Consider the following 21,798-nt stretch of genomic DNA (forward strand, 5'->3'; position numbering starts at 1 on the left):
CCGGACCGGCCGAGTCAGGAACGGGGCTGGAACAGTTCGACGAGGTTGCCGGCGGGGTCGGGGAGCAGGATCTGCCGGCCGCCGGGGCCGGCGACCACGTCGCCGCGGAACGACAGGCCCGCGGCGCGGAGCCGGGCGATCTCGGCGTCCAGGTCGTCGACGATGAGGTGGATGCGGTTGCGGCCCGCGCCGGAGACGTCGGCGGGGGTGGCGCGGGCGCCGGAGCTGGCGGGCCCGGACAGCAGCAGCCGCAGCGGCCCGCGTACCACGTCGGCGAAGGCGGGGGCGGCGCTGCCGTTGAGGGTGAAACCGAGATGGGTGGTGTAGAAGTCGACGGCCGCCTGGACGTCGTCGACGAGGTAGCGGACGGCGGCGTAGCGGTCGGTCGCGGTCATCGGGAAGCCTCCGAGGTGTGGGCCAGGACGGTGTGGGCCAGGACGGGGAGCAGATGGCGGATGCGTGTGTCGATGTCCGCCGTGGTCCGGTCGAACGCGGCGTGGCCGTCCTGTTCGGGCAGGTCCGCCGCGGCGGGGTCGGGGGTGCTCCAGTGGATGCGCCGCGCGTGGCCGCCGAATTCGGGGCAGTTCTCGCGGACCTTGTCGCAGAGGGTGATGACGTAGTCGAAGCGGCGGCCGCGCAGCGTGTCCAGGTGGCGGGGCCGCCGGTCGGCGACGTCGATGCCGTGCCGCTCGCGCAGCACCCGTACGGCCTGCGGGTGCATCCGCGGGCGGGGCCGGCTGCCGGCGCTGGTCACGGTCACGAGGCCGGAGGTGTGGTGGCGCAGCAGGGCTTCGGCGATCGGTGAGCGGGCGCTGTTTCCCGTGCAGGCGAACAGCACCGAGAGCCGGGGCCACTGCGAGGGCCACTGCGAGGGCCACTGCGAGGGCCACTGAGACGGACGCTCCGGCGGCGCGGAGACGCCGCGCAGCACGGGGTGCAGCACGGGGTGCAGGGCGGGGTGCAGGGCGGCCCCGGCGCCGGCCAGGGCCTGCGCGCATCGGTCCAGGTCGAGCCGGTAGTAGCTGTCGCGGCCGTCGTGGCTGCTGCGGGTGGCGGTGACAAGGCCCTCGGCGCGCAGCAGCCGCAGATGGTAGGAGACCAGGTTCTGCGGCGCTCCGGCCAGCGCCGTGAGCTCGCGGACCCGCAGGTCGCCCGTGGCGAGCTCGGTCAGCAGCCGCCAGCGCAGCGGGTGCGCGGCCAGGCGCACGAACGCCGGGGTGGCTTGACTGGACGACGCCATGACCCGGACGATACATCAAACGTGGTTGATGGAATAGCCGTGGATTCGTGGCGTTGCGAGGTGGAGGGATGGACGTGGGGGACGATCCGGCGGGTTCGCTCCGTGATCTGCTGCGGGGGCTTGCGGTGTTCGACACCGAGCTGCCGGGATTCGACGTCGACGCCGCGCCGGCCGACCCGGTCGAGCTGTTCGTGCAATGGCTGACCTCGGCCGTCAGGGCCGGGGTGCGTGAACCGCACGCCATGGCGCTGGCGACCGCCGACGCCGGTGGGCGGCCTTCGTCCCGCGTGCTGATCTGCAAGGACCTCGACGCGGACGGCACCTGGTATTTCGCGACGAGCGCGGGCAGCCGCAAGGGCCGGGAGCTGGCCGCCACGCCGTACGCCGCGCTCAGCTTCTACTGGCCCGAGCAGGGCCGCCAGATCCGGGTGCGGGGCGCGGCCGTCCCGGCGGACGCCGAGCGCGGCGCCGCCGACTTCCTCGCGCGTTCGCCCGGAGCCCGCGCCGACGCCCTGACCGGGCGCCAGTCACAGGTCCTGGACGAACCGTCCGACCTCGAAGCCGCCCTCCGCGCGGCACACGCACGGATCGAGGCCGACCCCGCGGTGGTCGCGCCGGACTGGACCGTCTACGGCGTCCGCGCCGACGACGTCGAGTTCTGGCAGGCCGACCGCGACCGCCGGCACATCCGACTGCGCTACACGCGTGCGGACGGCGCCTGGACGCGGCACCGCCTGTGGCCCTGAGAGCGCAGGGCCCTCGACACCGGAGGTCGCAATGACGGGCACGCCGTCCCGCGGCGGGCAGGGGCCGCTGGAGCGCCGGCTGGGCCTGCCCGACGCCGTGGTCATCGGGCTGGGCTCGATGATCGGCGCGGGGATCTTCGCCGCCCTGGCCCCCGCGGCGCGCGCGGCGGGGTCCGGGCTGCTGCTCGGGCTGGCCCTGGCCGCGGTCGTGGCCTACTGCAACGCGACCTCCTCGGCCCGGCTGGCCGCGCGCCACCCCGCCTCCGGCGGGACCTACGTGTACGGGCGGGAGCGGCTGGGGGACTTCTGGGGCTACCTGGCGGGGTGGGCGTTCGTCACCGGCAAGACCGCCTCGTGCGCGGCGATGGCGCTGACCGTCGGCTCCTACGTGTGGCCGGAGCGGGCCCATCTGGTGGCGGTGGCCGCCGTGGTGGCGCTGACCGCGGTCAACTACGCCGGGATCCACAAGAGCGCCTGGCTCACCCGGGTCATCGTCGGGGTGGTCGTCGCGGTCCTGGCCGCCGTGGTGGTCACGGGCCTGACCTCCGGCGCGGCGGACCCGGGGCAGCTGTACATGGCGGCCGGCGTGACCGCCGGCGGGGTGCTGCAGGCGGCGGGCCTGCTCTTCTTCGCCTTCGCCGGTTACGCCCGCATCGCCACCCTCGGTGAGGAGGTGCGCGACCCCGCGCGGACCATTCCCCGCGCGATCCCGATCGCGCTCGGGCTCACCCTGGTCGTCTACGCGGCGGTCGCGGTGTCCGCGCTCGCCGTGCTGGGCGGTACGGGACTGACGGACGCGGTCGCCCCCCTGGCCGCCGTCGTGCGGGAGGCCGGTCATCCCGGCCTGGCCCAGGTCGTCCGCGCGGGCGCCGCGGTCGCCGCGACCGGCTCGCTGCTCGCACTGATCCTCGGGGTGTCGCGCACCACGCTGGCGATGGCCCGCGACCGGCACCTGCCGCACGTCCTGGCCGCCGTCCATCCCCGGTTCCGGGTGCCCCACCACGCCGAGGTGGCCGTCGGCGCGGTCGTGGCGGTCCTGGCCGCGACCGCGGACCTGCGCGGCGCGATCGGGTTCTCCTCCTTCGGCGTGCTGGTCTACTACGCCGTCGCCAACGCCGCCGCCTGGACCCTCGGGCCGGAAGAGGGACGGCCGCCGCGGGTGGTGCCCGCCCTCGGCCTGGCCGGCTGCCTGGTCCTGGCCTTCGCCCTGCCCCTGTCCTCGGTGCTCTCCGGAGCCGCCGTGCTCGCCGCCGGCGCCGTCGTCTACGCCGTGCGCCGGGCCCTCGCCTGACGAGGATCATTTGAGACTCGCCGGCGGCTACCATGGGTCGATGCGACGTGAAGTCTCAACCGGGGTGGAAGCGGCCGGCGCGGGGCGGGACCGATGAGCCGCAGGGCGCTGCGCCCGGTCGACCTGGCGCGGGAGGCGGGGGTCTCCACTCAGCAGATCCGCAACTACGCCGACGCGGGCATCCTCCCGCCCGCCGAGCGGACGGCCGCCGGCTACCGCAGGTTCGACACCCGGCACCGCGACGCCCTGCTGGCCTACCGGGCGCTGGCCGGGGGGTACGGCTGGGAGGCCGCCCGTTCGATCATGCTGGCCGTGCACGACGGCGACCTGGCGGGCGCGCTCGCCCTCGTCGACGCCTGCCATGCCGCGCTGCACCAGCAGCGGCTGGCCCTGCGGGCGACGGGGGAGGCGGTCGAAGCGGTGGCCGGGCAGGACCCCGGCGGCCCGGTGACCTCGCAGTCCCCCCTGCGGATCGGGGAGGTGGCCGCGCTCCTCGGCGTACGCGCCTCGGCGCTGCGCGTGTGGGAGGACGCCGGGCTGCTGACCCCGCGGCGCGAGCCCGGCACGGGCTACCGGTGGTACGGCCCGGCCGAGGTCCGCGACGCCCGCATGATCCACATGTTGCGGCAGGGCCGGTATCCGCTGGGGCGGATCGGCGACGTGCTCGACGGCCTGCGCCGCACCGGCAGCACCGAGGCGCTGCGCGCGGCCCTGGCCGAACGCCGGGCCGCCCTCGCCGCCACGGCCGCCGCCATGCTCGAAGGCTCCGCCCGCCTGCACGACTACGTCGCCGGCCCACGCTGACTCGCCCGATCCTGTGATCCTTACGGCCCCTTAACAACTAGGCTCCTAAAGTACTAGGAAACTAGATGAATAGAGGTCATGGTGATCGAGTTCTACCTGGACGGCAGGTCCGGCCTCTCGCCGTACCTGCAGCTCGTCCAGCAGGTGCGGCACGCGCTGCGGCTGGGCCTGCTGCGCGAAGGCGATCAGCTTCCCACCGTCAAGGACGTGGTGGCGCGGCTGGCGATCAACCCCAACACCGTGCTGAAGGCCTACCGGGAGCTCGAGCACGAGGGCCTGGTGGCCGCCCGGCCGGGCGTCGGGACGTTCGTGACCAGGACCCTGGCCGACGCCTCGCTGGCCGCGCACGGCCGGCTGCGGCAGGACCTGCGCCGCTGGCTCACCGCGGCACGTCTGGCCGGCCTCGACGACGAGAGCATCGAGGCCCTGTTCATGGCCACCTTCCGGACCGCCTCTCAGGAGGACATCGCGTGAACGCTGTCCTGCAGGCCCGCGACCTGGGCAAGAAGTACGGCAGGCGATGGGCGCTGCGCGACTGCGGCGTCGACGTCCCCGCCGGGCACGTCGTCGGGCTGGTGGGCCCCAACGGCGCCGGCAAGACCACGCTGCTCAAGCTGGCCGCCGGGCAGCTGACGCCGACCTCGGGAAGCATCACCGTGCTCGGCGGCCGTCCCACGGGAGGTTCGGCGCAGCTGGCCAGGATCGGATTCGTCGCCCAGGACACCCCGGTGTACGCGGGCCTGAGCGTCGGCGACCACCTGCGGCTGGGCGACCGGCTCAATCCCGGCTGGGACGCCGCGCTCGCGCGCGAACGGATCGCACGGCTCGGCCTCGATCCCCGGCGCCGGGCGGGCAGGCTGTCGGGCGGGCAGCGCGCCCAGCTCGCCCTCACCCTGGGCCTGGCCAAACGGCCCGAGCTGCTGATCCTGGACGAGCCGGTCGCCGCGCTCGACCCGCTGGCCCGCCGCGAGTTCCTGCAGGGCCTGATGGAGGCCGTCGCCGAGCAGGAGCTCAGCGTGGTGCTCTCCTCCCATCTGGTCGCCGACCTGGAACGGACCTGCGACTACCTCATCGTGCTGGCCGACTCGCGGGTGCGGGTGGCGGGCGAGGTAGAGGACCTGCTGGCCACCCACCACCGGCTCACCGGCCCGCGTCGCGACCCCGGCCGCCTGCCCGCCGGTCAGCACATCGTGTCCGCCAGCCACACCGACCGGCAGAGCACGTTCATCGTCCGCACCGACGCCCCGATCCACGATCCCGCCTGGAGCGTCAGCCGGATCACGCTGGAAGACCTGGTCCTGGCCTACATGGACCAGCCCGCCCCCGCCCACCTCAGACCAGTCCTGGAGACCCATCGATGATCTGGCTGACCTGGCGCCAGTTGCGCGGCGCGGCCGCGACGACGGCCGCCGGCCTGGTGGTGCTCGCCGCCGCCCTGGCGCTGACCGGCCCTGACCTGGCCTCCGACTACTCCGCCGGCATCGCCGCCTGCGCCCGGGACGGCGACTGCGCCCGCTTCTTCGACCATTTCTTCGACAACCACCAGAGCCCCTTCCAGGCCGCCACCGTCATCGTGCTGCTCGTGCCGGCCCTGACCGGTCTCTTCTGGGGCGCGCCGCTGATCACCCGTGAGCTGGAGGCGGGCACGCATCTGCTGGTGTGGAACCAGAGCATCACCCGCACGCGCTGGCTGGCGGTCAAACTCACGGTCGTCGGCGGGGCCGCCGCGGCGGCCGCCGGGCTGTGCAGCCTCGCGGTGACGTGGTGGTCCACGCCCCTGGACAAGTCCGCCGCGCCGGGCTTCACGCTCATGGATCCCCTGGTGTTCGGCGCGCGCGGCATCGTCCCCATGGCCTATGCGGCATTCGCGTTCACCCTCGGCGTGACCGCCGGCTTGATCGTCAGGCGCACCCTGCCCGCCATGGCCGTCACCCTGGCCGTCTTCGCGGCGGCCCAGATCCTCATGCCGATGACCGTCCGGCCCCACCTCCTGCCTCCGGTCAGCTCCTCCTTCGAGCTCGGCCCGGAGAACGTGAAATCCTTCGGCAAGTTGCGCGAAGCCGAGTACCCGGAAGTGCTCCTGAACGCGGCGATACCGGGCCATACGGGCGCCTGGTTGCTGTCCAGCCGCCTCGTCGATCCGTCCGGACGCGTGATCGGCGGCGACGGCGCCCCCGCCACCGTACGGGTGTCCATGACGTCGGGCGCGTGCGCACCCTCCCAGCAGGCCGAGGCGGAACGGGGCATGGACGGCTGCCTCGCGGAGATCAACCGGCTCGGTTACCGGCAGCGGGCGACCTACCAGCCGTTCGAGCGCTTCTGGGCGTTCCAGTGGATCGAGACCGGGGTCTACACGGTCCTCACCCTCGGCCTCGCCGCCTTCTGCTTCCGGTGGCTGCGGAGACGGCTGTCGTGAACGTCAAGTCCATCGCGGCCGGGCTCGTCCTCCTCCTGGCGGCCGCCTGCACGGGGCAGACCCCGCCCCGGGCCCGGCCCGGCCCGGCGGCCCCCGGCGGATCGGCCGTGTGCGCGCAGCCCCGGGGCAATCCCCCGCCGGAGACGCCCACCACGATCGACGTGGTCGAGCAGGCGTACTTCTGCATCCTCGCCAACTACTACAGCGGGGCCACGCTGGACGCGCGCTCGCTGCTGACCGCGGGATTCGCGGCCTTCACACAGGAGCTCAACCGCGGCGGGCGCGACTCGCCCGAGGCCACCATGCCGGCGTTCACCGGTGACCGGAAAACCGACTGGGCGGCGTTCGAGACCGCCTACCGGCGCGTCACCGACCGGTTGCCGGACGACGCCGGACTCCGCGAGAAGCTGGCCGCCGCCACGCTCCAGGCCATCGTGACCGCACTGGGCGACGACCACGCCCGCTGGAACCACGGTGGCCGGCGCCCGCCCGGCCACTACGACGGCGACCAGTACGGCCTGGGCCTGCGGGCCAGCGCCGGCCCCCAGGTGACCGCCGACCCCGGCACCGCACTGCCCCCGCTGTTCGTGGCCGCCGTCCTGGGCGGCCCGGCGAAGGCCGCGGGGCTGCGCCCGGGCGACGTCATCGAGTCGGTCAACGGGTCGGCGCCCTTCATCGGCGCAGCGGTCACCCCTGGGGCCGTCGCCGCGCTGTACCCGCGGTATCCGCAGGACGCGCCGGTCCGGCTCCGGTTGCTGCGGCGCGGCAGCGGCCGGCACTGGACGGTGACGCTCAAGCCGGGCCTGTACCAGCCCAATCCGGCCGCGACACAGGTGGTGACGTCGAAACCGCTGGGGGACGGCGTCGCCTACGTACGGCTGAGCGGCTTCGCGCCCCACGTCGCGGACCGGACGTTCGCAGCGATCTCCAGGATGAGGGCCGGCCGCACGCTCACCGGCCTCGTCCTGGACCTGCGCGGCAACGGCGGCGGCAGCCCCAGCGAGGTGAACAGGCTGCTCGGCGGGTTCGCCCACGGCAAGGTCACGGCGTACCAGTGCGCGGCGGACGGCACGTGCGAGACCATGCGGACCGACGACGGCGTCGCGCTGCTCGGCCTGCCGCTGGTCGTGCTCACCGACCGCGGCTGCGCCTCGGCCTGCGAGCACTTCAGCTCCGCCGTCAAGGACCTCCGTCTCGGGCGGCTGGTCGGGACGCGGACCGCGGGCGCCGTCTCGGGTCCGGCGCAGCCGTACCTGCTCGGCGACAACACCGTCCTGGCGTTCCCGTCGAAGCATCACCTGGCGCCGGGCCGCGAAGCGATCGACCGGGTCGGCGTCGCACCCGACCACCACGTGCCGCCGACTCCCGAGGACGCCGCCGCCGGGCGCGACCCCGCTCTGGACAAGGCCGTGGCACTGCTGCACAGGTGACGACCGCACGCACCCCATCCCCCCGCCGTCAGAAAGGACGGATGCCTCATGAGTCATGCCGTCGGATCGACGCCGTCCCCGCGTGGCCGCCTGACGGCCGCCGGACTGGCCGTCTTCTCCGGGGTTGTCCTCTCCACGGCCGGCTGCGCCACGGCGGCCCTCCCGCGGTCCGTCCCGGCCGTCGCGTCCGCCGGGCCGTCGGCCTCCGGCCCGGCGGTCCTGCCCGCGCCCACCGGCGCCCATCCCGTCGGAACCACCGCCCTGTATCTGAAGGACGCCTCCCGCCCCGACCCCTGGGTGCCGGAGGCGAAGGCCAGGGAACTCATGGTCACCGTGTGGTACCCGGCGGCGCGGTCGGGCGAGGGACAGCGCGCCCCGTACATGACCGCGAAGGAGTCGGAGCTCACCCTGAAGGGCAAGAAGGTGACCGGCGCGCCGTACGACACGCTGAGCCGGACGCGCACCCATGCGTACATGGACGCGAAACCGGCGGGGCGCAGGGGAGGCCTGCCCCTCGTGGTGCTCTCCCCGGGGTTCACCATGCCGCGGAGCACGCTCACGGCCCTGGCCGAGGACCTGGCCTCCAACGGATATGTGGTGGCGGGCGTCGACCACACCTACGAGAACTACGCGACGACCTTCCCCGGCGGGCGGGTCGCCGAATGCGTCGCGTGCGACAGCGACACCGACCCCGGTTTCGGTATGAAGGTGGCCGGGGTCCGCGCCGCCGACGTCTCCTTCGTGATCGACCGGCTGACCGGGCCGGACGCGAGATGGGAGGGCTCCTCGCTCATCGACGCGTCCGAGATCGCGGTGGCCGGCCACTCGATCGGCGGAGCCGGCGCCCTGGCGGCCATGGCGAAGGACTCCCGGATAGACGCCGGCATCGACATGGACGGCACCACCTACGCCCGGATCCCGAAGAGCGGGCTGTCGCGGCCGTTCATGTTCGTGGGCTCGGCCGGTCACCCGCCGGGAGGCCGCGACAACTCCTGGGACCGCGACTGGAGGCTCCTGACCGGCTGGAAGCGCTGGCTCGTCCTGCCCGGCGCGGACCACCAGTCCTTCACCGACGTGCCGCTCCTGGCGGGCGCGGCCGGCATCCGCGCCCCGGGAGACCTGACCGCGGCCCGCTCCGTGGAGATCACCCGCGCGTACGTCCGCGCCTTCCTCGACCGGCACCTGCGGCACCGGCCGCAGGCCCTGCTGGACGGGCCGTCGCCGCGCTTTCCCGAGGTGCGGTTCTGCACTCCGGGCGGTGCGGCCTGCCGGTAGCGCTCCGCCACGTGCGCGGCCCTACAGGGCCCACCAGTGCGTGGCCAGGCGGTCGAGGGTGGGCCGCGGCGGCGCGGGCAACCGGGTCAGGTACCAGGCGAGGCTGCTGTACCGGTGCAGCAGGGCGTAGGCCAGCAGCCGCCTGCTCAGTTCCTCGCCCAGGTCGCGGTCGCGGTAGCCGTAGGAGAGAAGCAGGCGGCGCAGGATCCCGCGCTCGCCACAGGAGAAAAACAGCCCCACCGACGCGAACTCGTACTCAGGCGCGCCCCGCATGGCCGGCTCGAAGTCGAACAGGCCCGACAGCCGCCAGCGGTCGCCGTCGCGCACGACCATCAGGTGCTCGCGCATCACCTCCGTGTGCAGCAGCACGGGCGCGGACGGCGTGAGCTCGACGCTGTCGAGGAAGCCCGGGATCTGCGCCAGCCAGGTCTCCTCCAGCCCGTCGGCGCGGTGGTGCGCCACGCACGCGTCCCGCTGCGTACGGAGGAAGCCGTCCCAGTCGTGCGGCCCCACGACCGCGTCGAGACCGGGGGAGGACACCGAGTGGAGCGCGGCGAGCGTCTCGCCCACGGCGGCGGCGAGCTCCATCCGGTCGTCCCGCGGAATGCGCGGCCAGGCCTCGGCGAGGCTCTCGCCCTGCAGGCGGGTCATCAGGATGTAGCTCCATCCGTCGAGATGCTCCGCCTGCAGGACCCGCGGCGCCGGAATCGGCAGGCGTCCCTCGACGGCCCGCAGGACGGTCAGCTCCGTGTCGTACTCCTCGGGCAGGTAGACCTCGGGGTAGAGCTTGAGCACGTGCCGGTCGCCCACCGCGTAGACCGGCAGCGACCCGTCGGCGAAGCGCTCGACGCGTTGGCCGCCGAGCCCGAGACTCCTCACCAGGGCGGAGACGGCCGGGCCGAGACGGGACTCGTCCCGCCGGACGGCCGTGAACTGCTCCTGGGTCTCGGCCGGCGGCAGCCGCACGTCGGAAAGCACGGCTCGACCATAGACGAGAGCCCCGGGAGCCGATCAACCGGTTTACCTCACCGGCTCCGGAACGGGGCGAGCGTGGCGCGTACGAGGTCGGCGGCGCCCCAGTCGGGATCGAACTGGGCGATCACGGCCAGGTGCTGGCGTAGCTGGATGATCGGCATGCGTTCGCGCCAGTCGCGGTCGAGCCCGGTCAGTTCGGCGTACAGCTCGAAGAACACGTGCGACTCGGGCGGCGGCGCCGTCGTCCAGAGGTGGGCCAGGTCGACCTCGGCCCACATGTACGACACGGCCGGGTCGATCAGCGCGGGCCGCCCGTCGGGGGTGGCCATGATGTTCTGCGCCCACAGGTCGCCGTGCGTCAGGCACGCGGGCCTGACCGGCAGCAGCTCGGGCAGGCGGTCGCACAGCCGCTCCAGCGCCGCCCGGTCCGCGGCGTCGAGCGCCTCCCGGACGCGAGGCTCGCCGAGCCAGCGCAGCAGCCGGTGCTGGGCGAAGAACTCGAACCCGTCGTCGTTCCAGGTGTTGACCTGCCGGCGACGGCCCAGCCAGTTGTCGCGGTGCCACCCGAACCGGGGGTGCCTCGTTGTGGTGTGCAGGTGGGCGAGCGCATGCGCCAGCCGCGTCCAGAAGGCCTCGGTGGCCGGCCGGGGCCGCAGCGCGGACAGCACGAGCAGGTCGCGGCCGGCGAGGATGACCTCGGGCGTGGCGACGCCGCCCGCCTCGCGCAGCACGGTGAGCCCTTCGGCCTCCGCCGCGAAGACGTCGTCCGACGGCGGCTCGCCGAACGCCTTGACGAACACCGGCGTGCCGTCGCCGCGGCGCGCGAGCCCCGCGGTGGCGGCGAGACCTCCGGTGGCCGGCTCGACCGCGACGACGTCGGCCAGGCCGGCCGCGCGTATGCGTTCCAGCAGCAAAGACGTCGTTTCTGTCACGGGATGCGCTCCTCTACTCGCCGACCCGGACGAGGGCCCCGAAGTGGATCAACCGATTATCCCCGCGGCCGTCACCCGCGCGCGCCGCCCGGCCACGCTCCGATCACGGCGGTCGCGTCCAGTTCGTCGTCGTGTGCCAGGCGGGTGGCCAGCCCCGCGCGGGCGACGGCCTCGGCGGTCTCCTCCGCCTGGCTCTCGCTCGTCTCCACCAGCAGGTGACCGCCCGGCGCGAGCCAGCCGGCCGCTCCGGCGACGACCCGCCGTACGACGTCGAGCCCGTCCGCGCCGCCGTCGAGCGCGACCTGCGGCTCGTGCACGCGCGCCTCCGGCGGCAGCAGCCCGATCGCACCGCTGGGCACGTACGGCGGGCTGGCGACGAGGACGTCCACCCGGCCGCGCAGCGCGGCGGGCAGGGCCGCGTAGAGGTCGCCCTCGTATACCCTGCCGCCCGCGGGGGCGAGGTTGCGGCGGGCACAGCGCACGGCGGCGGAGTCGACGTCCACGGCGTGCAGCTCGACCGGCCCGGCCGCGGCGGCCAGCGCGGCGCCCATCGCGCCCGAGCCGCAGCACAGGTCGACGACGACGGCGCCCGGCCGGGCGAGCGCGGCGGCCTGGCGGACCAGGAACTCGGTGCGCGGCCGGGGCACGAAGACCCCCGGGTCGACGGCCAGCCGCAGGCCGCAGAACTCGGCCCACCCGATGACGTGCTCCAGCGGCAGGCCCCGGGCGCGCCGGTCCACCATGTCGTCGAGCTCGGCGGGCGTACGCGCGGCGGAGACCAGCAGACGGGCCTCGTCTTCGGCGAACACGCACCCGGCGGCCCGCAACCGGGCCACGACCGAGGGAAAAACGGGGGAGAGGGACAGTGACAAGGGAGAACCTTCCGGTGTGCCGAGGGCGCTCCCGCGGTCGCCTGCCTCTATGCGACCGTACGTGCGGGGAGAGGGGAGCACCCGACCTGTTCAGCGGTAATGGGGCTCACCTCCTCGCGTCGTCGCCGCCGTGACCGGCACCCTACACCAGAGCGCTTGTTCACCGGCGCGGGCCCGGGCCGGGGCAAAGTTGTTGATCGAGGAGTTCGCGCGGTCCTAGGATCGCGACCGTGACGTTCACGTTCTTCTTCCACCTCCGCTAGCCGCCGTCGGCGAAGCGAGGCCCTGCCCGTCGCCGACGAGGCGGGACGGCGGTGTGCCGTCCCGGGCCGACGCGGGAGAACAACGATCACGATGCGCGTACGCGCTGTCACTTTCCCCGCTCCGCGTCCCAGCGCTCCCACCGTCCCATGACGGCGGCGAGTCTGGTGGCGCGGTGCGTCCACGGGCTGGAGCCGACGGTCGCCGCCGAGATACTGCGGCACGGGCTCGGCATGATCACTCACATCGGGCATCGCGAGGTGCACTTCCGCGCGGCGCGGACGCCCGCGTCGCGCGGCCTCGCACTGGGCCTGCGCACGGCGGACGACGTGTTCCTGCTGGCCGCGCGGGGCGCCGACGTCGGCCCGTCGCGTCAGGGGGTCGCCGCGCTGGCGGAGCTCGCCGCCGCCGCCGACCTCGCCGCCCTGGCGCGGCTGCGCGGCGAACACGGCGGGCCCGGCGCGCTCACCGGCGTCGAGGTGTCGGCGTCGTTCCTGGGCAGGCGCAACTTCACGCGGTACGACGTGGAGGACGCGGTCGGGCGCGCCCTGGCCGTCCGGCTGGGGGTCGGCTACCACTCGCGGCGCGGTGGTGCGCCGCCACCGGGACACGGCGGCTGGCGGGTCACCCTCGACGGGGAGCGGGCCACGCTGCTGCTGCGCATCGCCGAGCGCCCGCTGCACCGGCGGGCCTACAAGCGGCGGTCCGTCCCGGGGACCCTGCATCCCCCGGTCGCCGCCGCCATGGTGGCCATGGCCGGCATCGAACCCGGTGACACGGTCCTCGATCCCTGCTGCGGCGCCGGAACCCTGCTGGTGGAGGCGGTGCGGCAGCGGCCGGGCATCCGCGCCTGCGGGTTCGACCTGGCCCCGCGGGCGGTGGCGGCGGCGAGGGAGAACGCCGCGGGGCTGCCCGTCGCCGTGGCCCGGGCCGACGCCGGCCGCCTGCCGGTGCCGGACGGCGTCGCGCATCGTGTGCTGGCGAACCCGCCCTGGGGAGGTCAGGTGGCCCCGGGCGGTCTGCTCGCCGCGTCCGCCGGACGCTGGTGGGCGGAGGTGCGCCGGGTGCTCGCGCCCGGCGGGACCGCCGTGGTCCTGCTGCCCGGCGTCGGCGAGGTGCCGCTCGGCATCCGCCACGGCCTCACGCCCGTGCACCTGCAACGCGTGCGGGTCGCCGGGGCGGAGTCGTTCCTGGTCCGGTGGACCGCGCCGCGGCCGGGCTGAGCGGCACTCGCGGGTATGTCGCCCACAGCGGCAGGGCGGCGGGGGAGGCGCTAGGGAGCGGACGCGTCTCCCGCCGCTCCGGCCGCTCCGGCCGCTCCGGCCGGTTCGGCCGGTCCCGGAGAGGGGGAGGGGCGTGGGGCGGGCCCTGTGGGCAGGAGCGCGGCCGGCAGCAGGCCGAGGGCGGCGAGCCCCGCCATGACCGGCAGGGTGAGGCCGGGCCCCGGCCCGCCCGCCGCCGCGGGCGCGTCCAGGGCCGTCGCCCCGGAGGCCACCGCGATGCCCAGGCTCGGGCCGATGTTCATCACGGTCTGCTTGAGCCCGCCGACGACTCCGGCGTACCCCGCCGGGGCGTCGCCGACGACGGTCCCGGTGGCGGTCACCATCACGGCCGCGAATCCCGCTCCCACGAGGGCGAATGCCGCGCCGGTGGCCGCCCAGGGGCCGCCGGCGCCGAGCCCGGACCCGCCCGCGATGCCCACGGCGACCAGGGCGGCCCCGGTGACCGCCGTACGGCGCGGGCCGTGCCGGCGCAGGGCGGCGGCCGCCGCGGGCGCGCCGAGGACCATGACCACCGTGACCGGAAGCAGCCGCAGGCCCGTCGCGAGCGGATCGAGCCCGAGCCGTTCCTGCAACACGAAGGTGGCGGCGAACAGCGCGCCGAACACCCCGCTGGTGACGGCCAGCAGGAGCAGCAACGACGCGGCCACCGGCTTCGACCGGGCGACCGCGGCGGGCACGATCGGATGGGCCGCGCGGCGCTCGTGCGCGACGAACACGGCGGCCAGGCCCGCGACGGCGAGCAGCCCGAGCAGCGTCGGCGTGGCGGCCCAGCCGTGGACGGGCACACCGGCCAGCGTGTGCACGCCGATCGCGAGCGTGCCCGCCAGCAGCGCCGCACCGGTCAGGTCCAGGCGCGAGTGCGCGGGCCGTTCGGGCGCGGGTGCCCGTACGGCGAGGGCGAGTGCGGCGATCAGGACGGCGGCCGGGATGTTGAGCACGAAGACGGTGCGCCAGCCGAGCTCCGCCACGACGACGCCGCCCAGGACCGGCCCGGCCGCGCCGGCGACGCCGATGGCGCTGGTGCGGACGGCGATCGCCGTACCGAGCCGGTCGGCCGGATACGCGAGCCGCAGCAGCGCGAGCGTCGCCGGCTGGACGAAGGCGCCGAAAGCCCCCTGGACGACCCGAAGGCCGATCACCCAGCCGGCGGTCGGCGCGAGCGCGATGCCGGCCGAGGCGGCCGCGAAGCCGAGCACCCCGGCGACCAGCAGGCGCCGATGGCCGTACCGGTCGCCCAGCCGGCCTGCGATGACGAGCAGCGCGGCCACCGCGACCATGTAGCCGGTGCTGGTCCACTGCACCTGGGTGACGCTCGCGGCGAGGTCGCGCCGCAGGCTCGGCTGCGCCACGACCAGCACCGTGCCGTCCAGTGCGACGATCATCGCGGCGGCGGCGCTGACCGTCAGCGCCAGATGGCTGCGCGCGGTCATCGGGCGACGGGCCCGAGGTGGGCGTCCAGCGCCTCGGCGACCAGCCGGTCGAGGCGTTCGGCGCCGGGCGGGCCACCGGTGCCGAGGACGAGCTGCAGGCTGCCCCACGCCCACAACTGGGCGATTCCGTGCAGGTTCGCCCAGAAGGCGGCGGCGGTCACCGCGGCGTCCTCCGGGGGGCCGGCGTCCCGCCGCTGTTCGTCCCGGCATCGGGCGACCAGCGTGGTCAGGCGCTCGAACAGCGGGAGCGTGGACTCACGCAGCCTCGGCTCGTCCGCGCCGTGCCGGTCGCTGTCGAGCAGCTCGTGGCGGAACATCAGCTCGAACATGCCCCGGCGCTCCAGCGCGTAGCCGACGTACTCCCGCGCGAACACCTCAAGCTGTTCGCGCGGTGCGGTCAGCCCGGCCATCGCGGCGGCGAAGCGCGCCTCGAGGTCGGCGAAGCCCCGGCGGGCGATGGCCGACAGCAGCGAATGGTGCGTGGGGAAGTACCGGCGCGGAGCCCCGTGCGACACCCCGGCCCGGCGGGCGATCTCCCGCAGTCCCAGCGCGGCGGTGCCCTCGGTCAGCACGAGGTGCACCCCCACCTCCACGAGCCGCTCCCGCAAAGAACCCGCATCGTCCATAGACAGTGTCTACCAAGCTTCGGTAGACACTGTCTACCGGCTCTGCCGCGGTCGGTCGGGATGCCGCGGGTTCCCGGCTTCCGAGGGCCGGCTCCCGGACGTACGCTGGCGGCGTGGAGCTGGCCGAGATCCGTAGATATCCGGTGAAGTCGGTTTCCGGGTGGATCGTTGACTCGGCGGTCGTGGAGCCGTGGGGGCTGGCGGGGGATCGCCGCTGGGCCGTGGTGGACGAGTCGGGCGACCTGCACTGGGTCGGGGAGAACCCGCGGCTGCTGTCCGTCGTGGCCACCCCCACCGCCGAGGGCGGCCTGCTGCTCGAGGCCCCCGGCCTGCCGCGGCTGACGGTCCCGCCAGCCGCCGGTGAGCACGTCCCCGTCCGCTTCGTGGAACTGGACACGGCGGTCCTGGCTCATCCCGAGGCCCACGCCTGGTTCAGCCGCCTACTGGGGAAACCCGCCCGGCTCGTCTGGCTCGACGACCCCCGCCGCTGCTCCGTCCCCGCCTCCCACGGCGGCCTTCCCGGCGACGTCGTCAGCTTCGCCGGGGACGCCCCCTTCCTGCTCACCTCCCGTTCCTCCCTGCGCCGGCTCGACGACTGGATCACCGAGGGCGCCCTCGAACGTCAGGAGGAGATCCCCGCCCCCCTCGACATGGCCCGCTTCCGCCCCAGCCTCGTCGTGGACGGCTTTCCTCCGTACGTCGAGGACACCTGGCGCGAGATCCGCATCGGCGCCCTCCGCTTCCGCATGTCCGAACTGTGCGACCGCTGCGCCGTGCCCACCTACGACCCCATCACCCTGGAAAGGGGCAAGGAACCCCTTCGCGCCCTGGCCCGCCACCGCCGCTGGGACGGCAGGACCTGGTTCGGTGTCCGCTTCATCCCCCGCGACTACGGCGAAATCCGAGTCGGCGACCCCGTGACCGTCCTCGCGACCGCCTGAGCCGGCGGACCGGACCTCGAGAAGACCGCGCGGAAGCGATCGGTATCGCGGCTGCGCACCGGCACGGGCACCGCCGGTCGGCCCGGGCGCTGGGACGGGCGCCGCTGCCGTGCCGGCGGCAGGTGCGCCTCCGCCCGTGGTCAGCCCTCGCCGGCCTCCCGCGCCGTGTGCTCCAGACGGTCGCGGTAGCTCTCCCACCACGCCTGATCGCCGGGGGGAAGGTTGAGGTTCCCGTCCCGCACGCCGGCCGCTCCGTCGATGAGTTCCCTGACGATGTCGGCGTGACCGACGTGCCGGTTGGTCTCCGCGATCACGTGCACCAGGAGCTGGTGCAGCGTCGCCGTGCTCCGTTCGTCCGGCCACCACGGCACATGACCGGTCGCGTCGAGCGCCAGCGTGGCGATGGTGGTGTCGGAGTGCTGCCACACCCGGCGGTACAGCCCGACGATGTGGTCGCGCGACTCGTCCGCGGTCGCCCACATGTCCGCGTTGTCTTCGGCGTCGTCCTCCATCCATTCCAGCGGCTCGCCGAACGGCCGCCCGAACGTGTCGCCGAAGTAGCCCACCTCCACCCCCGCGAGGTGCTTGACGAGCCCCAGCAGGTTGGTGCCGGTCGGGGTCAGCGGGCGGCGGATCTGATACTCGGAGAGCCCGTCGAGCTTCCACAACAGGGCGTCTCGGGCGGTCTGCAGATAGCGGTGGAGGTCCGTCTTCGGTTCCGGTGTGACCATGCCGGGGAGTCTGTCAGCCGGCGCCGGCGGCCCGCACCGGCTTTTCTCCCCGGGCGGTGCCGTACGGTCCGCGGGCGAGCCGCCGGTCGGCCCTCCCATACGGAGGATCCCCGTCCCGGCGGGGACCGGGACGGGGCGTGCTCGTCACGACGCGGCGGCAGCTCAGGTGATGGTCAGCGTCGTCACCCCCGTCGCTCCGGTCAGGCCGGTGGTGAGGCACATCAGCAGGTTCGGCTGGGGGAGGGCGATGATCTGCAGCGCGGACCGGCCGGTGAACGGACCCGAGGTGATGGTGCCGGTGAACGTGGTGACGATCTGCCCGGCCACGCCGGTGCTGCTGCCGGTGCCCTCGATGACGCTGGCCTCCCCGGTGTTCCAGGTGACGGTCCGTGTGGCCGTGAAGCCGTCGAGGAGGTCGTTGCAGCCGGCGAGGATGGTGAACCGCTCGTCGTACGCTCCGCTCGTCACGTCGCCTCCGCCCAGGCAGGAGGTGAACCGGCCGGCGGTGGTGATCTGGAAGTCGCGGGGCTGGAAGAGCACCCCGGGGTTGTAGGCGACGGACTCGCTCCCCTGGCACTGCACGAGCGCGAGCGGCCGGGCCCGAGCCGGGCCCGCGGTGGCGGGCGCCACCACGCCGAGGGCGGCCACGGCGGCAAGGGCGAGCGAGCGCGCCCGGGATCTCCAGTCGGTCAAGGCTGTCTCCTTGTGTCGCGCCGGCCGTCCACGGCGGGCCCGGTCGGGGTGGTCAGGCGGACGGGCACGGCGTGCCGGGGACGGTCAGGGCGGCCCTGGCGTGGCTGACCACGATGTCCACTCCCGCCAGCGTCCGCACGTGGATGGCGTTGACCGAGACGCCGGCGCCCCCTGCGAGGGGCACCTGCTCGTTGATCACGACCTTCGCCACGAGCGGGAGGTTGATCGTCAGGTTGGGCTTGGGATCGGCGATCGACACGCCGCCGACCTTGAGGTTGGTGATGTGCACCGAGCCGTCGGCGTCGACCTGCCCGGTCCCGTCGTCCCGGGCCTTGGCCTTGGCGGTGATCTCCTCGGCGGTGACGAGGCCGCCGAGGAGGTTCACTCCCGCCGTCCTGGCGGAGGCGGACGCGGTGCGCAGGCCGTCGTCGCCGACCGTGCCGTCGGCCTTCGTGTCGATGGCGCCCAGCGAGCCGAGCCCGGGGAGCGTGGCCTGCAGGAGCGTGCCGTCGTCGGTGCCCGGGGCGTCGGTGCAGGTGACGTCGGAGGGAACCAGCGGCGCGACCGTCACCAGCGGGGCCGAGACCCGGCCGCCGTGCGCGTGCGCGTCGAAGACCAGGGCGGGCCGGGTGAAGGTGACCTCGGCGCAGCCCGGAGGGTCGATCCCGGTGCGGTCGGTGACGTCCGCGGCGCACGTGCGGTAGGTGCCGGTGTGGGCGGCCGAGACGGTGACCGTCGCGGTGCAGGAGGCGGCCCCGGCGGGCAGGGTCCCGGTCACCGTGACCTGTCCCCCTCCCTGCGGCGCGGTCACGGTCGCGTCCGCGCAGTCGGTGGACGGCGCCCCGGCGACGGTGAGCCCGCTCGGCAGGCTGCCCGTGAACGACCAGCCCTTCTTCACGGCCAGTTCGCTGGTGTTGGTGATCGTGAACTTCAGCGCCGCGGTCTCGCCCACCCGGGCGGAATCGGGGCTGTAGGAGACGTCGAGCCGGGGCGTGACGTCCAGGATGCGTACGTTGTCGAACGCCGCGTCGTTGCCGATGCCGCTGGCCTGGAAGTTGACCAGTCTCAGCCGCAGCGCGCCCCCGTCGAACAGGACGGGCCCGTCACTGGTGTAGGTGCCGACGGCCACCGAGCCGATCGTGGTCCCCGGGTGGGCGCACGGCTCGATCGGGGTGGTGAACGCGGGCACGGCCGTCACGGCGTCCAGCAGGTAGAAACCCAGCTTGGCGTGGTTGGCGAAGCAGTTGGTCTCGGCGACGTCGACCGAGAAGGCCAGAAACCGCTTGGGGCCGAGGTCGATGGAGAAGTTCGACTCCAGCTGAGTCCTGCCCGATCCGGGGTCGTCCCCGGTGTAGGCCGTGACGGCGTGGTTGGTCGCGGGGTCCTCGCCCGCCCACTGGCCGAGTGCGCCGGCCATCTCCTTCACCGTCGCCCAGGCGTTGCCGCAACCGGAGTCCGCCGGTGCGACGGCCGGGTTCTGCTGGGAGGCGATCCAGCCGTTGCAGTGGGTCAGCCAGGCCGGGTCGGCGGTGTAGGTCTGGTGGACGGGTGCGGCTCCGGTGTAGTCGCTGACCAGGATGGGTGTGGCGCCCTGACCGTGCTCGAAGTCCTCGGCGAAGACGGTCTTCGGTGACGCGGGCACGCCCGGATCGCCGGGGTCGGCCGCGGCCGGACCCGGCTGGGCCGTCAGGGCCGCCGCCGACAGGACCAGCGCGCCGAGAGCGGCGAACGCCGTGTGCGACGGACCTGGCGCGTGGCCACGCGCATGAGAACGCCTCATGTGCGAGTTCCTCCCATTGGTTGACGATGGCGAAAGGCGTGAACGCCCCGAACCGCTCCGGCCTTTGTATATGCAAAAAGAGCGACGTTTGGGCAATTAATTGGATCGCTCCTTAGCCAAAATGGCGCGCACTCCTCGGGCTGTCAATGACCTTTCCGGTTTGCCTCGTTTGACGGCATATATCGGCATATCGTGGACGATGCCGCACCGGGGAGACATAAGGAGGACGAAGGGAAAACGGCGTCAGCGTCGCGTGGCGTCAAGGGGGGCGAAGGTGGGCGGACCGGCGTGTTCCGGTGGCAGGGCTCGGCCGGAATTCGGCGATCGGCATGTGCCGTCCGCCGCGCGATGTCGTTTCTGACAAAATTTCACGTTCGTCGACGGCGGGCAGGCGGGAGGGCATTCCGGGGTCCGGTCACGGCCGCTCACCAACGGGGTGCACGCGCATCCGGGCGGCATTCGCGCGCTCGGTGCGGTCAGGTCGCGGAAGCGCGGCCCGGCGGCAGGTGGGCGGTCATGATCAGGCTGCACGTGCCCGTGCCCGAACCGCGGTAGGCGTGCGGAGCGTCGCCGTCGAACGTGGCGGTCTGACCGGCTTCGAGGACGTGCTCGGTGCCGTCGACGACCAGGATCATGCGGCCGGAGACGACGCTGACGGTCTCCACGACTCCGGACTGGTGGGGATGACCGGGGTACTCCTCGTCCGGTTCCAGCCGCCAGCGCCACACCTCGACGGGGGCAGGGCCCGCGGTCGTCAGCACGAGCCGGGCCTCGCTGCCCCGTTCTCCGGTCCACAGCGGCGCGGCGGCCTCGGCCGAGACGACGCGGACGTGGCCGTCGGGCGGCCCCTGCATCAGGACGGACACCGAGATGCCGAGGGTGTCGGCCAGCCGGGGGTCGCGTCGGCCGCGGCGTTCGCCCTGCTCTACCGCACCCTGGCGATCGGCCCGATGAACGTGCTGTCGCCCGTGACCGCGCTGGTGTCCGCCGCGCTGCCCGTCGGCGTGGGGCTGCTGCAGGGCGAGCACCTGCCCGCGGCGGGAGTGATGCGCCGCCGGCCGGGCTCCGAGCGGCCCGCGTACGCGATGTCGGCGGCCGCGGGCGTGCTGGACTCCGTGGCGAATCTGTTGTTCCTGCTCGCCGCCCGCGGCGGGGACCTCACGGTAGTCGCCGTGATCACCGCCCTCTACCCGGCCGGCACGGTCCTGCTCGCCCGCGCCGTGCTCGCCGAACGCATCCACCGCGGCCAGCTGATCGGTCTTGGGGCCGTCGCCGTCAGCCTGGTCGCCATGGCCTGACAGCCCCCCCTGCGCCGGCGTTCACCACGCGACGGGGCCGAGGCGGTCGATGAAGATTCCGCTCGGCCCGTCGGCGCCGATCGTCGCGAGTTCGACGATCGAGTCGGTGCCCTCGGTGACCGTCAGCGCGCCGGTGTGGTTGTTCATGTCGGTGGCGGCGAAGGTGTGGTTGACGACCTCTCCGGGAGTGGCGACGTTGAACTTGATCTCGGGAAGCGCCTGGGCGTACCGAACGGTGATCATGTTCAGTGCCGCCTTCGACGAGCTGTAGGCGAGCTCGTGCATCGTGGAGACGGGCTGATCCGGATCGGTCACGACCGCGAAGGAGCCGCCGGCGCTGGACACCATCACCACCCGCGGATTGTCCGCCGCCCGCAACAGGGGGAGGAACGCGTGCGTGACCCTGATCGGTCCGTACACGTTGGTGTCGTAGACGGAATGGATCTCGTCGGCCGTCGCGTCCGCGGGTGCGACACGCCTTCCCGGCGCCCCGGCGTTGTTGATCAGCACGTCCAGCCGTTCGGTGTGCTCCCGCACCAGCCGGACGGCGCCGGCCACCGACGCCTCCGAGGTCACGTCCAGCGGGACCATGACCACGTTCACGCCGGCGGCGGTCAGTCTGCCGGCGGCCGCCTCTCCCCGGCCTTCGTCGCGCGAGCCGAGGAAGACGGTCCAGCCCTTCTCCCCGAGCCGCCGGGCCGCCTCGAAACCGAGTCCCTTGTTGGCGCCGGTGATCAGTACCGACGTGTGTGCCTGGTTCGTCATCGGTCCTCA

23 protein-coding genes are annotated in these 21,798 nt (G+C 74.0%); 11 read left to right on the top strand and 12 right to left on the bottom strand.

Going from position 1 to position 21,798, the window contains the following annotated elements; translation table 11 throughout:
* Positions 1 to 14: 14 nt before the first annotated feature.
* Positions 15 to 395 (bottom strand): VOC family protein, encoded by a 381-nt coding sequence (locus tag AAH991_RS34895; protein WP_346230199.1) that lies wholly within the window; start codon positions 393 to 395, stop codon positions 15 to 17.
* Positions 392 to 1,240: an arsenate reductase/protein-tyrosine-phosphatase family protein gene (locus tag AAH991_RS34900; protein WP_346230200.1), complete on the bottom strand. Its 849-nt coding sequence runs from the start codon at positions 1,238 to 1,240 to the stop codon at positions 392 to 394. The genes AAH991_RS34895 and AAH991_RS34900 overlap by 4 nt, the downstream gene beginning before the upstream one ends.
* Before the next feature lie 68 nt (positions 1,241 to 1,308).
* Between AAH991_RS34900 and AAH991_RS34905 the strand changes: the two genes are divergently transcribed.
* From AAH991_RS34905 to AAH991_RS34940, 8 genes are all read left to right on the top strand, one after another.
* Positions 1,309 to 1,986, top strand: coding sequence for a pyridoxine/pyridoxamine 5'-phosphate oxidase (locus AAH991_RS34905; protein ID WP_346230201.1), 678 nt, complete (start codon positions 1,309 to 1,311; stop codon positions 1,984 to 1,986).
* Between the two features lie 31 nt (positions 1,987 to 2,017).
* Positions 2,018 to 3,277, top strand: coding sequence for an APC family permease (locus tag AAH991_RS34910; protein WP_346230202.1), 1,260 nt, complete (start codon positions 2,018 to 2,020; stop codon positions 3,275 to 3,277).
* Between the two features lie 93 nt (positions 3,278 to 3,370).
* Positions 3,371 to 4,081: a MerR family transcriptional regulator gene (locus AAH991_RS34915; protein WP_346230203.1), complete on the top strand. Its 711-nt coding sequence runs from the start codon at positions 3,371 to 3,373 to the stop codon at positions 4,079 to 4,081.
* A 78-nt stretch (positions 4,082 to 4,159) separates the two neighbouring features.
* Positions 4,160 to 4,555 (top strand): GntR family transcriptional regulator, encoded by a 396-nt coding sequence (locus AAH991_RS34920; protein ID WP_428834069.1) that lies wholly within the window; start codon positions 4,160 to 4,162, stop codon positions 4,553 to 4,555.
* Complete coding sequence (locus AAH991_RS34925; RefSeq protein WP_346230204.1) at positions 4,552 to 5,442, top strand: ABC transporter ATP-binding protein; 891 nt, start codon at positions 4,552 to 4,554, stop codon at positions 5,440 to 5,442. Before AAH991_RS34920 ends, AAH991_RS34925 begins: the two co-directional genes overlap by 4 nt.
* A complete protein-coding gene (locus AAH991_RS34930) occupies positions 5,439 to 6,497 on the top strand; it encodes an ABC-2 membrane transporter-related protein (RefSeq protein ID WP_346230205.1) in 1,059 nt (352 codons plus the stop codon). Before AAH991_RS34925 ends, AAH991_RS34930 begins: the two co-directional genes overlap by 4 nt.
* Entirely contained in the window at positions 6,494 to 7,927 is a 1,434-nt protein-coding gene (locus tag AAH991_RS34935; protein WP_346230206.1) for a S41 family peptidase, read from the top strand. Before AAH991_RS34930 ends, AAH991_RS34935 begins: the two co-directional genes overlap by 4 nt.
* A 48-nt stretch (positions 7,928 to 7,975) precedes the next feature.
* On the top strand, positions 7,976 to 9,202 hold the full coding sequence (locus AAH991_RS34940; protein ID WP_346230207.1) for an alpha/beta hydrolase family protein: 1,227 nt from the start codon (positions 7,976 to 7,978) through the stop codon (positions 9,200 to 9,202).
* Between the two features lie 21 nt (positions 9,203 to 9,223).
* On the opposite strand, the gene AAH991_RS34945 is transcribed toward AAH991_RS34940, so the two are convergent.
* The 3 genes from AAH991_RS34945 to AAH991_RS34955 form a co-directional block, all read right to left on the bottom strand.
* Positions 9,224 to 10,180 (bottom strand): aminoglycoside phosphotransferase family protein, encoded by a 957-nt coding sequence (locus AAH991_RS34945; RefSeq protein WP_346230208.1) that lies wholly within the window; start codon positions 10,178 to 10,180, stop codon positions 9,224 to 9,226.
* A gap of 47 nt (positions 10,181 to 10,227) precedes the next feature.
* Positions 10,228 to 11,109, bottom strand: coding sequence for a fructosamine kinase family protein (locus AAH991_RS34950; protein ID WP_346230209.1), 882 nt, complete (start codon positions 11,107 to 11,109; stop codon positions 10,228 to 10,230).
* Positions 11,110 to 11,180: 71 nt separating this feature from the next.
* Complete coding sequence (locus AAH991_RS34955) at positions 11,181 to 11,981, bottom strand: putative protein N(5)-glutamine methyltransferase (RefSeq protein ID WP_346230210.1); 801 nt, start codon at positions 11,979 to 11,981, stop codon at positions 11,181 to 11,183.
* Positions 11,982 to 12,391: 410 nt separating this feature from the next.
* Between AAH991_RS34955 and AAH991_RS34960 the strand changes: the two genes are divergently transcribed.
* On the top strand, positions 12,392 to 13,465 hold the full coding sequence (locus AAH991_RS34960) for a TRM11 family SAM-dependent methyltransferase (protein ID WP_346230211.1): 1,074 nt from the start codon (positions 12,392 to 12,394) through the stop codon (positions 13,463 to 13,465).
* Between the two features lie 50 nt (positions 13,466 to 13,515).
* Here AAH991_RS34960 and AAH991_RS34965 read toward each other — a convergent pair whose 3' ends face one another.
* Both AAH991_RS34965 and AAH991_RS34970 read right to left on the bottom strand, forming a co-directional pair.
* On the bottom strand, positions 13,516 to 14,955 hold the full coding sequence (locus AAH991_RS34965) for an MFS transporter (protein WP_346230212.1): 1,440 nt from the start codon (positions 14,953 to 14,955) through the stop codon (positions 13,516 to 13,518).
* The gene (locus tag AAH991_RS34970; protein ID WP_346230213.1) at positions 14,952 to 15,581 is read right to left on the bottom strand and encodes a TetR/AcrR family transcriptional regulator; all 630 of its coding nucleotides are present in this window, start codon (positions 15,579 to 15,581) and stop codon (positions 14,952 to 14,954) included. The genes AAH991_RS34965 and AAH991_RS34970 overlap by 4 nt, the downstream gene beginning before the upstream one ends.
* A 113-nt stretch (positions 15,582 to 15,694) precedes the next feature.
* Between AAH991_RS34970 and AAH991_RS34975 the strand changes: the two genes are divergently transcribed.
* The gene (locus AAH991_RS34975) at positions 15,695 to 16,522 is read left to right on the top strand and encodes an MOSC domain-containing protein (RefSeq protein WP_346230214.1); all 828 of its coding nucleotides are present in this window, start codon (positions 15,695 to 15,697) and stop codon (positions 16,520 to 16,522) included.
* 140 nt (positions 16,523 to 16,662) lie between these two features.
* Here the strand turns inward: AAH991_RS34975 and AAH991_RS34980 are convergent, their stop codons facing one another.
* From AAH991_RS34980 to AAH991_RS34995, 4 genes are all read right to left on the bottom strand, one after another.
* Positions 16,663 to 17,253 (bottom strand): DinB family protein, encoded by a 591-nt coding sequence (locus AAH991_RS34980; protein ID WP_346230215.1) that lies wholly within the window; start codon positions 17,251 to 17,253, stop codon positions 16,663 to 16,665.
* 162 nt (positions 17,254 to 17,415) lie between these two features.
* Complete coding sequence (locus AAH991_RS34985; protein ID WP_346230216.1) at positions 17,416 to 17,946, bottom strand: hypothetical protein; 531 nt, start codon at positions 17,944 to 17,946, stop codon at positions 17,416 to 17,418.
* A 52-nt stretch (positions 17,947 to 17,998) separates the two neighbouring features.
* Positions 17,999 to 19,726, bottom strand: coding sequence for a choice-of-anchor P family protein (locus tag AAH991_RS34990; protein ID WP_346230217.1), 1,728 nt, complete (start codon positions 19,724 to 19,726; stop codon positions 17,999 to 18,001).
* Positions 19,727 to 20,202: 476 nt separating this feature from the next.
* Positions 20,203 to 20,592 (bottom strand): cupin domain-containing protein, encoded by a 390-nt coding sequence (locus AAH991_RS34995; protein ID WP_346230218.1) that lies wholly within the window; start codon positions 20,590 to 20,592, stop codon positions 20,203 to 20,205.
* Here AAH991_RS34995 and AAH991_RS35000 point away from each other — a divergent pair.
* Positions 20,557 to 21,024: an EamA family transporter gene (locus tag AAH991_RS35000; RefSeq protein ID WP_346230219.1), complete on the top strand. Its 468-nt coding sequence runs from the start codon at positions 20,557 to 20,559 to the stop codon at positions 21,022 to 21,024. The two genes, AAH991_RS34995 and AAH991_RS35000, sit on opposite strands and share 36 nt — an antisense overlap.
* 21 nt (positions 21,025 to 21,045) lie before the next feature.
* Here the strand turns inward: AAH991_RS35000 and AAH991_RS35005 are convergent, their stop codons facing one another.
* Positions 21,046 to 21,789 (bottom strand): SDR family NAD(P)-dependent oxidoreductase, encoded by a 744-nt coding sequence (locus tag AAH991_RS35005; protein WP_346230220.1) that lies wholly within the window; start codon positions 21,787 to 21,789, stop codon positions 21,046 to 21,048.
* Positions 21,790 to 21,798 lie beyond the last annotated feature (9 nt).

Origin of the sequence: Microbispora sp. ZYX-F-249, assembly GCF_039649665.1 — a bacterium.
Taxonomy (GTDB): Bacteria; Actinomycetota; Actinomycetes; order Streptosporangiales; family Streptosporangiaceae; genus Microbispora; species Microbispora maris.

Bases quoted from the DNA above. Each gene is read 5' to 3' on its own strand.
- AAH991_RS34895 (WP_346230199.1), bottom strand. From the start codon at position 395: ATGACCGCGACCGACCGCTACGCCGCCGTCCGCTACCTCGTCGACGAC.
- AAH991_RS34900 (WP_346230200.1), bottom strand. From the start codon at position 1,240: ATGGCGTCGTCCAGTCAAGCCACCCCGGCGTTCGTGCGCCTGGCCGCG.
- AAH991_RS34905 (WP_346230201.1), top strand. From the start codon at position 1,309: ATGGACGTGGGGGACGATCCGGCGGGTTCGCTCCGTGATCTGCTGCGG.
- AAH991_RS34910 (WP_346230202.1), top strand. From the start codon at position 2,018: ATGACGGGCACGCCGTCCCGCGGCGGGCAGGGGCCGCTGGAGCGCCGG.
- AAH991_RS34915 (WP_346230203.1), top strand. From the start codon at position 3,371: ATGAGCCGCAGGGCGCTGCGCCCGGTCGACCTGGCGCGGGAGGCGGGG.
- AAH991_RS34920 (WP_428834069.1), top strand. From the start codon at position 4,160: ATGGTGATCGAGTTCTACCTGGACGGCAGGTCCGGCCTCTCGCCGTAC.
- AAH991_RS34930 (WP_346230205.1), top strand. From the start codon at position 5,439: ATGATCTGGCTGACCTGGCGCCAGTTGCGCGGCGCGGCCGCGACGACG.
- AAH991_RS34940 (WP_346230207.1), top strand. From the start codon at position 7,976: ATGAGTCATGCCGTCGGATCGACGCCGTCCCCGCGTGGCCGCCTGACG.
- AAH991_RS34960 (WP_346230211.1), top strand. From the start codon at position 12,392: ATGACGGCGGCGAGTCTGGTGGCGCGGTGCGTCCACGGGCTGGAGCCG.
- AAH991_RS34965 (WP_346230212.1), bottom strand. From the start codon at position 14,955: ATGACCGCGCGCAGCCATCTGGCGCTGACGGTCAGCGCCGCCGCCGCG.
- AAH991_RS34970 (WP_346230213.1), bottom strand. From the start codon at position 15,581: ATGGACGATGCGGGTTCTTTGCGGGAGCGGCTCGTGGAGGTGGGGGTG.
- AAH991_RS34980 (WP_346230215.1), bottom strand. From the start codon at position 17,253: ATGGTCACACCGGAACCGAAGACGGACCTCCACCGCTATCTGCAGACC.
- AAH991_RS34990 (WP_346230217.1), bottom strand. From the start codon at position 19,726: ATGAGGCGTTCTCATGCGCGTGGCCACGCGCCAGGTCCGTCGCACACG.
- AAH991_RS35005 (WP_346230220.1), bottom strand. From the start codon at position 21,789: ATGACGAACCAGGCACACACGTCGGTACTGATCACCGGCGCCAACAAG.